A 9,829-nucleotide genomic window follows, 5' to 3' on the forward strand; every position below is an offset into this window, starting at 1 on the left:
GACCTCCCCGCGTTCCACCGGCGGACGGATTTGACGGCCATCGGGCGACCGGCCGCTCAGCGGACGGAGCAGATCGCGGATCCGATCACCGCCGTCACCGCGTCCGGGTGCGACACCAGGGTCAGGTGCGAGCCGCCGGGGAACTCGGTGACCTTCGAGCGCGCCCGGTGGGCCATGAACCGTTCCGAGAACGGGGTGATGATCCGGTCGCCGGTGCTGATGAAGTACCAGGAGGGGATCGTCTTCCACGCCGCGGCCTTCGACGGCGTCGTGAACGCGCTGGTGGAGGCGGGGCGCTGGGTGGCCCACAGGCGCGCCGCGGTGTCCCTGGGCAGGTCCGAGGCGAACGAGCGGACGAAGACGTCCTGCTTGAGGTACAGGTCCGTCGCTCCCCGGGGCGCGCCCGGGTAGGACACCATGTCGTAGAGGGAGGCGGGATCGGCGGAGAGGGCGGAGCGGCGGCCGCTGAGCCCGCCGGTGGTCTCCCCGACGTCGGGTGCCGCCGCGTCGACGTACACCAGGGCCTTGACGTTCGGGACGCCCGCGGCGGCGTTCGTGATCACCGAGCCTCCGTACGAGTGCCCGACGAGCACGATCGGGCCGGAAACGGTTCTCAGGAAGTCGGCGACGGACGCGGCGTCGCCGGTGAGGTTCCGGAGCGGGTTGGGAATGGCCCGCGCGACGTAGCCCGCTCGTTGCAGGGAGCTCACCTCGCCGTTCCAGCTGGAGGTGTCGGCCCAGGCACCGTGCACCAGGACGACCGTGGGCTTGACGCGGCCCGGCGACCGGCAGGGCAACGGCTCGGCCGTGAGCGCCGGCGACCCGTGCGCCGCAGTGGACGCCCTGACGGCCGTGGCCGCCTGGGTGCCGGTCGCCGTCGACGCCACCGCGGAGGCGGCGACCGCGGCGAGTGCCACCGCGGGTGCGATCTCCCGGAGCCGCCGGCAGGTGCGTGCGGATCTCATCTTTCTCCTCCTTGACGTGATGGGCGATCTTCGGGTGCCGGTGAGCGGTACCCGGGCGATCCTGGCGAGGACGTCCCCCCGGGGGTGTCCGGACGAACAGGGTCGTGCCGGGCTCACCGAGCGGGGCGATGACGTCGCGCCATCTCACCGTGGTGGCGATGCCGCGGGCGAGATCGTCGAGGACGGCGGCGGAGTCGCGCGGCAGGCGGCCCGTGGCGTCGCCACAGGGGACGCCGAGGGGACGCCGGGGGATCGCGGCGACCCCGGCGACGCAGAGCGCGACCCGCGCGGTGACGGTGGACTCCAGCGCCTCGGCGGTGTCCCGCAGGGACGAGCCGGGCAGGATCCGCTCGGCCTCGGCGCGGGTCGCGGTGACGACCGGACGGCCGGGCAGGTCGTGGAGCGTCCCGGGCCGCTGGGTGCCCTGGCCCGGGTGGCGGAACGCGACGCTCATGCGGGGGCCCACGGGTCGTCCACCAGGCGCGGGCCGTGGTCGGTACGGGCCATGACGGGGCCGCCGGTGCGGACCCACTCGGTGAGGGAGATCCCGCCTCCGGGTGTCTCCAGCTGGCAGTCGACCTTACCGGGGAGGGCGATGAAAACGGCCGCCAGCCGGGTGGTCAGGGTGCGGTCCAGCCTGCGCGGTGCCCGGATCAGCAGGTCCAGATCGCTTCCGGGGTGGGTGACCGGCTGCCCGGTGGCCAGTTCGAAGCCGACCCCGCCGATCGGGCCCCAGGTGGTGTCGGCCTCCAGCTCGCCGGCGAGCAGGAGGGTGACGGCGGAGAGGGTGACGGCGAGCAGGGGGAGCCGGGGCCGCCCCCTCAGCTCCTCGGGCGGTACGGAGCGGACGACCGCGTCGCGGGGAACCAGGGCGGCGTGGCGCTGCCATCGCTCGGTCCCGCGGATGCCGACCGGGACGAGGCCGGGCGGGTGCGGTGCCCGCCGTACGACGCACCAGGGGCAGGCGGCGATCGACGCGGGTACCCACCCCGGGGGCGTGCCGCCGAGTGCCGCGGCTCGGGAGAGCCGCAGCAGGTCGTGCGGGCGCGCGGTCACCGCCATCGGGCGGCGAGCGCCTCGCGGACGCGCCGGGAGGCGGCGGCCCGCTCCTGGGCCATCAGGATCTCCGGATCTCCCGAACCGGCCACCCCGACGTGTGCTCGCCGGGCGGCCGGCCGGTCGGCGGGGAACCCGTGGTTCAGCGTCCGCACGGGAGCACCTTCCGCCCGGCCCGGATGACGGGCTCCGGCCACGGCATCATGTCGAGGAAGAGCGCGGCGGCCAGCAGGTCGGCGCTCCCGCCCGGCGACAGCCGCCGTGCGACGCACCGCTCGTCCAGTTCGGCGAGGGCGGCGTGGCCGCGGGCCGTGCCCGAGCCTCCCTCTGCCAGGACGCGCCCGGCACCGGACCGTACGACGCGCAGGCCCTCGGGGCCGCCGCGGTGCAGGACGCAGGTGTCGTCCAGGAGGTTCATCACCGCCAGCAACGCGTCCAGCCGGGCCACCTCCTCGGGGAGCCCGGCCGCCCTGGCCCGGCGCAGCCGCGGCAGGGCGACCCCGACGACGTGCGGGAAGGCGGCCTCGGCCTCGCCGCGAGCGCCGCGCACCCCGTACCGCCGCCGGGCCCGCTCGCCGTGGGAGGGCGCCCTCGCGGGGAGGTGCCGGTCGGGGAGGGCGGCGAGCCGGGCCGCCCGGCCGGCGGCCTCCCGCTCGTCGGCGGCGCCCGCGGCGGTGGCGACGAGCAGCCCGAGCGACCACACCGCCCCGCGGTGCGTGTTCACCCCCCGGGTGGTCCGCAGCATGGCCGCCTCGCCCGCGCGGCTGAGCCGGCCCACCTCCTCCCGGCGTTCGATCCCGGCGGACGTCCGCTCCGCCGCCTCGGCGAGGGAGCGGAACATGGGGCGCAGCGCCCGGGCGGAGGCCAGGAGAAGCGGCAGGTCCATGTCGTCGTGCGCGCCGCGCCCACGGCGGTCGGCCAGGCCCGGCTTGGGGCTCAGGCACGCCTCCTGGCACAGCGCGCGGACGGCCAGGTCGGCGAGCAGGTCGGCGAGCAGGGCCGCGGAGGGCCTCGCCGTCCGTTTCCCCGCCGCGAGCGCGCCGCCGGTGACGGTCATGGCCGGTTAATACCTCGCGAAATATAAGAATTAACTCAAATCATGTTAAAAAGGCACAGTCGGTGATCAAGGTTCGGTATCGATCCGGCAGCCTTCGCCGCCGCGGGAGAGCCGATCTCACCGGGCCACGCCCTCCCCGGCCCGCCCCCGGCCGATCGTGCGCGGCCCTCGGCGGGCCGCTCAGCCGGACCGCGGGTCCGGGGGCGGGCCGGACGGCGACTCGAATCCGCCCGTCAGGACGGGACGCTTGGGCAGGATCCCGTCACCCGAGGAGCGGCCCGTCAGGCGGCGGCGCAGCCAGGGGGTGAGGTGCGCCGAGGCCCAGCGGAGGTCGGCGAGCAGCGCCGGTCTGGCCGCGGGCGGGCCGGGAGGGGGCGGGGGAGGGGCGGCGGCGCGGCCGAGCGCGGCCAGGACCTGGTCGGCGACCCGGCGGTGGCCCAGCGGGTTGAGGTGCAGGCGGTCGGCGCTCCACAGTCCGTGGTCGTCGAACGCCCGGTCGCCGAACAGGTCGACCAGGTGGGCCCCGTGCCGCGCGGCCACCTCCGTGACCAGGTCGTTCATCGCGACGATGCGGGGCCGCAGCACGTGGGGCAGCGGGAGCCGGACGCTCAGGTCGGGGAAGGTGAAGAGCAGCACGTCCGCGCCCGACGCGCGCAGGCGGGCGACCACCTGGTCGAAGCGGTCGCGCATCGTGGTCAGGTCGAAGCCGCGCCACAGCGCGTCGTTGCCGCCCGCGGCGATGCTGACGAGTGACGGGTTCATCGCGATCGCCACGTCGACCTGCTGCGCGACGACGTCGTCGAACCTGCGCCCCCGGATGGCCAGGTTCGCGTAGCCGAAGCCGGGCGCGTCGAGATCCGCCGCCACGAGATCCGCCCACCCGCGCAACGTGCCGTCGGGAAGAGGGTCGCCGACCCCTTCGGTGAAGCTGTCGCCGAGCGCGACGAAGCCGAAGTCCGTCATGGGGTCCACCGCTGGTCACGTCCGAGGTGGGCGACCGCCGGCCGGCGGACCGGTGCGCCGTCGGTGGCGGTGGTGGCGGTGGTGGCGGTGACCTTCCCCGAGGCCTCGCTCGCCCGCCGGTCGAGTTCGAGATTGTGCATGCGGCTCATCCTAGGAGCGGCGGCGGCCTCGTCCCGGAGCGGGGAGGGCCGGACCGATCGGGCCGCTCCGGACCCGCCTCGCGTACGTGAGGACCCGCCTCGCGTACGTGAGGTGTCTCGCGTACGTGAGCCGAGTGCGCGGCCGGGCGGCCCGCGGGAAAGCACGTCCGCGGGCCCGCTGAACGGGTGGCGCCGGGAACGCGTGTCGCCTCGTACCGCTCCAGGTGTAGATCTTTTCCTACGGACAGGCCACCACGGTGTCGCGCGCGGTTGAGCGACGCCGTGCGCGGAATGATGGTCGGTGAGTTCGCCCGACCGCTGACGGGAGCCATGGATGCAGATCGGTGTCGTCTTTCCCCAGACCGAGATCGGCGCGGACGCGGGCGCGGTGCGCGCCTACGCGCAAGGGGCCGAGGAGCTCGGGTTCCGGCATCTGATGGCCTATGACCACGTCGTCGGCGCGGACCCGGAGGTTCACCGGGGCTGGAAGGGCGTCTACGACATAGAGTCGACGTTCCACGAACCGATGGTCCTCTTCGGGTATCTCGCCGCGCTGACCTCGCTCGAGCTGGTCACCGCGATCGTCATCCTGCCCCAGCGGCAGACGGTCCTGGTGGCCAAGCAGGCGGCGGAGGTCGATCTGCTCAGTGGCGGGCGGCTGCGGCTGGGCGTGGGCCTGGGGTGGAACCAGGTCGAGTACGAGGCCCTCGGCCAGGACTTCGGCACCCGGGGCAGGCGCGTCGAGGAGCAGGTGGAGTTGATGCGCCGGCTGTGGACCGAGCGGTCGGTCACCTTCGAGGGCGCCTACGACCGGGTGACCGGGGCGGGGCTCGCGCCGCTGCCGGTGCGGCGGCCGATCCCGCTCTGGTTCGGCGCGCAGTCGCCTCCGGCGTACCGGCGTGCCGGACGGCTGGCCGACGGCTGGTTCCCGCAGGTGCCTCCCGGCCCGAAGCTGGACGAGGCCAGGGCGCTGGTCGAGGAGGCCGCCGTGCGGGCGGGACGCGACCCCTCGGCGCTCGGCATGGAAGGCCGGGTGAGCTGGACGGGCGACGCCGAGGAGATGGGCGACCTGGCCCGCCGGTGGCGGGAGGCCGGCGCCACCCACCTCGCCGTCAACACCATGAAGGCGGGGCTCGGCTCGGTCGACGAACACCTGGCCGCGCTGGCGGCCGCGGCCGGCACGCTCGGACTGCGGAAGGACTGAAAACGTCACTTCGCGATGACGGCCGCCTGACCGGCCGGGGCCCCGCCGCGGCCGGACCCGGTGTTCGCCCACGGGTGGTTCGGCGCGGCCGGACCCGGTGTTCGCCCGCGGGTGGTTCAGCGCGGCGGGATCCTGCCGAGACCGGCGACGACCTCGAACGCGCGCTCGGGGAACGGGTCGCCGTCGACGGGACGCCAGTCCGCCGCCAGGACCAGTCCCGGTTCGAGGAGTTCGAATCCCTCGAAAAGCTCGCCGACCTCGCGCATGGTGCGGAGCCGGACCGGGTTGCGGGTCTGCCCGTACACCGCCAGCCCGGCGGACGCCTCGTCCTCCGGCATCGTGTCGGAACAGGCGTGGGTCAGCCCCAGGTAGCTGCCCGGCGCGAGGGCGTCACGCAGCCGGGCCATGAGGTCGTGCGCGGTGTCGCCGGTGACGAAATGCCATACCGCGACGGTGAACACGCCGATCGGCCGGGTGAAGTCGAGCGTGGCCCGCACCCGGGGGTGGTCGAGGATCTCCTGCGGCCGGCGCAGGTCCCCGTGGATCGTCAACACGCCGGAGTGGTCCACCGTCGACTGATTGTGCGTGACGACCGTCTGGTCGTTGTCGACGTACACCACGCGGGCATCCGGGTGGACGCTCCGCACGACCTGGTGGAGGTTCGGGGGAGTGGGCAGGCCGCAGCCGATGTCCAGGAACTGGTCGATACCGGCGTCGGCCATGGTCCTGGCGGCTCGCAGCAGGAACCCGCGGTTGGCCCGGCACGCGTCGGGGACCGTCGGGAAATGAGCCACCAGCATCTTGACGGCTTCCCGGTCCGCCGCGAAGTTCTCCTGGCCGCCGAGCATGACGTCATACATGCGGGCCGCACTCGCCTGCGATGCGTCACTGGGATGGGTCACGGGGCGCCTTTCGGTGAAGGTGTGTGGTCGTCCATTACGTGAATGCGGTCACAGATCCTCATCAGGAGCGCTGACGTGTCGCCGCTCTCGCAGGCCGCGACCGAGAGCCGGTCGAACGTGATGGCGTGCTCCTCCCGAAGGGACCGCTCGGCGACCTCCTCCCTCTCACCGTGGACGGCGATCATCTGGGGCCGGCCGTAACCGCGGCGAAAGATCGTGAAAGGCCCGTACCCGGGGATGAACCGTGAGCCCATCGGATTCACCTGGATGCTGATGCCCTTCATCTGGGCCGAGGCGGTCAGCGCGATGAGCTGGCGGATGTGCGCCTCCACTCCCGCGATCGGCCGCCACAGCACGGGCTCCTCGATCACGGCCCACAGCACGGGCCGGTCGGCGCCGGCGAGCACCTTCTGGCGGCGCAGCAACTGCTCGACGCTTCTCTCCACGTGGCGGGGCGGGACCGGGTACCGGCTCATCCGGTAGGCGGCCGCCGCGTACTCCGGGGTCTGCAGGAGCGGCGGGATGACGAACGGCTGGTAGGTGCGGATGAGGTCCGCGGTCTGCTCCAGGCGCATCACCACCGCCGCGTCCAGCGGAAGCTCCTTGCTGTCCCACCAGCCCGGCCTGCGCTCGCCGAACGCCACGGACAGCAGCATCTCCCGCTGGTACGGGTCGGTGACTCCGTACAGGGTGAAGAGGTCACGCAGGTCGTCCCGGCGAAAGCCTCGCTGCCCGGTCTCCATACGGCTGATCTTCGACTCGCTGGCGCGGATGGCCTTGCCGGCCTCGGCGGCGGTCAGGTTGCACTGGAGCCGGAGCTGCCGGAGCCGGGCGCCGACGATCTGGCGCGCCATGTCGCCGGCCTCCGCTTGAGCGCCCACGTCCCCTCCGAGTGTCTCCGCCCGCCGGATGATCAGTGGGAACCCCCGCCCCCGTCGACTTGCCATGGCAAGATCACCTGGAAAGTGGAATTGAGGCTATTGCTTGTTTTCTCCCGCTGTCCAGGAATTCCGGATACCGTTCCGCGAAATTTCAAGATCACAAAACTTGCGGAAGGCGCGTCCGGTCAAGGCCCGCCCGCCCCCTCGGCCGGCCGGTCGAGGGGGCGCGCGGCGACCGGCCCGCCGACGGCCCGCCGTCCGCCACCGGCGGTTTCCCGCCGGCGGCGCACAGGGGCGATGTCCGGCCCACACCGACAACTTTTTTTGTATTGACTATATAAGCCTTCGGTAGTTATCGTCAGGCGTGTTCGAAGTGGAGACCGCGGCGGCGGGCGTGCCGCGCACCGGCGCCGCTCGGTCCCGCACCGGGACACCGCACCGCGGATCGACGCGGGCGACGACACCAAGGAGTCCTGAGATGTTCTTCGACCGGCGCGCCACGCATCTGGCGACGATGACGAAGGCCGCGGGCCGATGAGCCGCCCGTGGATCGGTCTCGCCGTCCTGGCCCTGCCGACCCTGCTGCTCTCGCTCGACGTCAGCGTGCTCTACCTGGCCCTGCCGCAGCTCGGTGCCGACCTGCGGGCCGACGCCACCCAGCAGCTGTGGATCCTCGACATCTACTCGTTCATGATCGCCGGGTTCCTGGTCACCATGGGCGCCCTCGGTGACCGGATCGGCCGGCGCCGGCTGCTGCTGGCCGGCGCCGCCGCGTTCGGGCTGGCCTCGATCGTGGCGGCGTACGCCACAGGCCCCGCCATGCTGATCGCGGCACGAGCCCTGCTCGGCATCGCCGGTGCCACGCTCATGCCCTCGACGATGGCACTGATCCGCAACATGTTCCCCGACCCCGAACGGATGGGCCTGGCCATCGGCGTGTGGTTCAGCTGCTTCATGGGCGGGATGACGCTCGGCCCGCTCGTCGGCGGCCTGCTGCTCGAGCACTTCTGGTGGGGCTCGGTGTTCCTGCTCGGCGTACCGTTCATGGTGTTGCTGCTGGTCGTCGGCCCGCTGCTGCTGCCCGAGTTCGCCCCCGAGCGGCCCGAGCACCCCGTCGACCTTCTCAGCGTCGCCCTGTCGCTCGCCGCGATCCTGCCCGTCATCTACGGCCTCAAGACCCTTGCCCGCGACGGCTGGCGACCCGTCGCGTTCATGGCGATCGCCGCCGGCCTCGCGATCGGCGTGCTCTTCGTCCGCCGCCAGCACACCTTGGCCGAACCGCTGCTCGATCTGCGCCTTTTCGCCAACCGCACGTTCAGCACGGCCCTGCTGATCGGGCTCGGCGGCGGGGTCGTCATGGCCGGGCTGTCCCTGCTGTCCACGCTGTACCTGCAGAACGTCGCCGGCCTCTCACCGCTGTCGACCGGGATGTGGCTCATCCCGCAGAACGTCGCCATGGTCGCCGGCTCGCTGCTCGCCCCGGTTCTGGCGCGCAAGCTGCCGGCGGCCGCCGTCACCGCGCTGGGCCTGGCGCTCGCGGGCCTCGGCCTGCTGGTCGTCACGCAGGTCACCCCCGAGAGCCACGGACTGCTCGTCGCCGCTCTGGTGCTCGCCTCCGCCGGGATCTCGTTTCCGATGGCGCTCACCATGAACCTGATGCTCGCCGCCGCGCCGCCGCACAAGGCAGGTTCGGCCGCCTCGGTGTCCGAGACCAGCGGAGAGTTCGGCATCGCGGTGGGCATCGCGACGCTCGGCAGCCTCGGCACCGTGGTCTACCGTTCGGTCCTCGCCGCCGATCTGCCCGCACGCACACCCGCCGAGACGGCGGAGACGGCGACGTCGAGCCTGACCGGGGCGCTGTCGGTCGCGGGGGAGATCCCCGGCCTGCTCGACGCGGCACGAGGCGCCTTCACCAGCGGGCTCAACGTCGTCGGCGCGGTCGGTGCCGTCATCTTCCTCGCGCTGGCGCTGACCGCCGCGATCACCCTGCGGACCCCCGGCGTCACCCGGGAGCCGGTCCTTGAGGAGAGCTCCGCCTGAGCCGCCGGGGCCGGGGCCGGAGCCGGCCGCCCGCCGCTACCGCCTCCTCGCCGTCCTGGCACGCGCACGCGCTATGGCACGTACCGTCAGCAGGGCGGCGATGGCGACGATCTGACCGCCGAGGACGATGCGGTTGACGTCCACCGCGGGTTGCCAGCGCACCTCGGCGTCCTTGATGACGAACACCCCGATGGGGGTGACGCCGAAGCCGAGCCCGCCCCCCGCCCCCTCCGACGGACGATCGCCCTCCAGCTCCCCGCGGCCGCTGCCGCCGCCACCGCCGCCGGCGACCCTGGCCACGGGGATGATCGTCAGACCGTCCTGGACGATGGGCTCGCCGAAGACCCGCCTGATCGAAACGGTGTCCTTGGCCTGCTCGATCATTTCCATGATGTTCATCGTGTCTGTCCTTCCGGTGGCCGGTGTCCCCCCATGATCGTGCGGGACGCGACGGCGGGAAAGGGGCGAAGGCGGGCTCCGCGGGGCCGAAGGTCCCCCGGCGGCCGACGACCGGCTCCGGGGCCGAGAGCCCCGGGCGGTCAGTTCTCCTGCTCGTCGTGTCCGGAGGTGAGGCGGCGGCCGGTGATCTGCTCGGCGCGTACCACGATGTAGTGGTCGTGG

Annotated in this window: 11 protein-coding genes; 2 read left to right on the top strand and 9 right to left on the bottom strand. The window is 73.2% G+C overall.

The genetic code is table 11. From position 1 onward, the window contains the following. Nucleotides 1-56: 56 nt before the first annotated feature. From ACTOQ1_RS39845 to ACTOQ1_RS39870, 6 genes are all read right to left on the bottom strand, one after another. A complete protein-coding gene (locus ACTOQ1_RS39845) occupies nucleotides 57-965 on the bottom strand; it encodes an alpha/beta hydrolase (RefSeq protein WP_440073436.1) in 909 nt (302 codons plus the stop codon). A 450-nt stretch (nucleotides 966-1,415) separates the two neighbouring features. Continuing rightward, nucleotides 1,416-2,027, bottom strand: coding sequence for a malonate decarboxylase holo-ACP synthase (locus tag ACTOQ1_RS39850; RefSeq protein ID WP_440073438.1), 612 nt, complete (start codon nucleotides 2,025-2,027; stop codon nucleotides 1,416-1,418). Next, entirely contained in the window at nucleotides 2,018-2,176 is a 159-nt protein-coding gene (locus ACTOQ1_RS39855) for a hypothetical protein (RefSeq protein WP_440073439.1), read from the bottom strand. The genes ACTOQ1_RS39850 and ACTOQ1_RS39855 overlap by 10 nt, the downstream gene beginning before the upstream one ends. After that, nucleotides 2,164-3,078 (bottom strand): triphosphoribosyl-dephospho-CoA synthase, encoded by a 915-nt coding sequence (locus ACTOQ1_RS39860; protein WP_440073441.1) that lies wholly within the window; start codon nucleotides 3,076-3,078, stop codon nucleotides 2,164-2,166. Before ACTOQ1_RS39860 ends, ACTOQ1_RS39855 begins: the two co-directional genes overlap by 13 nt. A 180-nt stretch (nucleotides 3,079-3,258) precedes the next feature. After that, nucleotides 3,259-4,041, bottom strand: a complete 783-nt coding sequence (locus tag ACTOQ1_RS39865; RefSeq protein ID WP_440073442.1) for an SGNH/GDSL hydrolase family protein — start codon at nucleotides 4,039-4,041, stop codon at nucleotides 3,259-3,261. Beyond that, a complete protein-coding gene (locus tag ACTOQ1_RS39870) occupies nucleotides 4,038-4,181 on the bottom strand; it encodes a hypothetical protein (RefSeq protein WP_440073445.1) in 144 nt (47 codons plus the stop codon). The genes ACTOQ1_RS39865 and ACTOQ1_RS39870 overlap by 4 nt, the downstream gene beginning before the upstream one ends. 334 nt (nucleotides 4,182-4,515) lie before the next feature. On the opposite strand from ACTOQ1_RS39870, the gene ACTOQ1_RS39875 reads away from it, so the two are divergent. Further along, nucleotides 4,516-5,385: an LLM class F420-dependent oxidoreductase gene (locus ACTOQ1_RS39875; protein WP_440073446.1), complete on the top strand. Its 870-nt coding sequence runs from the start codon at nucleotides 4,516-4,518 to the stop codon at nucleotides 5,383-5,385. A 116-nt stretch (nucleotides 5,386-5,501) separates the two neighbouring features. On the opposite strand, the gene ACTOQ1_RS39880 is transcribed toward ACTOQ1_RS39875, so the two are convergent. Further along, nucleotides 5,502-6,287 carry an SAM-dependent methyltransferase gene (locus tag ACTOQ1_RS39880; protein ID WP_440073448.1) on the bottom strand — a complete coding sequence of 262 codons (786 nt, stop codon included), beginning with the start codon at nucleotides 6,285-6,287 and terminating at the stop codon, nucleotides 5,502-5,504. Further along, a complete protein-coding gene (locus ACTOQ1_RS39885; protein ID WP_440073450.1) occupies nucleotides 6,284-7,168 on the bottom strand; it encodes a helix-turn-helix domain-containing protein in 885 nt (294 codons plus the stop codon). Before ACTOQ1_RS39885 ends, ACTOQ1_RS39880 begins: the two co-directional genes overlap by 4 nt. 534 nt (nucleotides 7,169-7,702) lie before the next feature. On the opposite strand from ACTOQ1_RS39885, the gene ACTOQ1_RS39890 reads away from it, so the two are divergent. Continuing rightward, nucleotides 7,703-9,208, top strand: a complete 1,506-nt coding sequence (locus ACTOQ1_RS39890) for an MFS transporter (RefSeq protein WP_440073452.1) — start codon at nucleotides 7,703-7,705, stop codon at nucleotides 9,206-9,208. A gap of 36 nt (nucleotides 9,209-9,244) precedes the next feature. Here the strand turns inward: ACTOQ1_RS39890 and ACTOQ1_RS39895 are convergent, their stop codons facing one another. Beyond that, the gene (locus ACTOQ1_RS39895; protein ID WP_440073453.1) at nucleotides 9,245-9,607 is read right to left on the bottom strand and encodes a spore germination protein GerW family protein; all 363 of its coding nucleotides are present in this window, start codon (nucleotides 9,605-9,607) and stop codon (nucleotides 9,245-9,247) included. Nucleotides 9,608-9,829: the final 222 nt, after the last annotated feature.

This window comes from Streptosporangium sp. OZ121 (genome assembly GCF_051918885.1).
Taxonomy (GTDB): domain Bacteria; phylum Actinomycetota; class Actinomycetes; order Streptosporangiales; family Streptosporangiaceae; genus Streptosporangium.

Bases quoted from the DNA above. Each gene is read 5' to 3' on its own strand.
- ACTOQ1_RS39870 (WP_440073445.1), bottom strand. From the start codon at position 4,181: ATGCACAATCTCGAACTCGACCGGCGGGCGAGCGAGGCCTCGGGGAAG.
- ACTOQ1_RS39860 (WP_440073441.1), bottom strand. From the start codon at position 3,078: ATGACCGTCACCGGCGGCGCGCTCGCGGCGGGGAAACGGACGGCGAGG.
- ACTOQ1_RS39865 (WP_440073442.1), bottom strand. From the start codon at position 4,041: ATGACGGACTTCGGCTTCGTCGCGCTCGGCGACAGCTTCACCGAAGGG.
- ACTOQ1_RS39845 (WP_440073436.1), bottom strand. From the start codon at position 965: ATGAGATCCGCACGCACCTGCCGGCGGCTCCGGGAGATCGCACCCGCG.
- ACTOQ1_RS39850 (WP_440073438.1), bottom strand. From the start codon at position 2,027: ATGGCGGTGACCGCGCGCCCGCACGACCTGCTGCGGCTCTCCCGAGCC.
- ACTOQ1_RS39890 (WP_440073452.1), top strand. From the start codon at position 7,703: ATGAGCCGCCCGTGGATCGGTCTCGCCGTCCTGGCCCTGCCGACCCTG.
- ACTOQ1_RS39875 (WP_440073446.1), top strand. From the start codon at position 4,516: ATGCAGATCGGTGTCGTCTTTCCCCAGACCGAGATCGGCGCGGACGCG.
- ACTOQ1_RS39895 (WP_440073453.1), bottom strand. From the start codon at position 9,607: ATGAACATCATGGAAATGATCGAGCAGGCCAAGGACACCGTTTCGATC.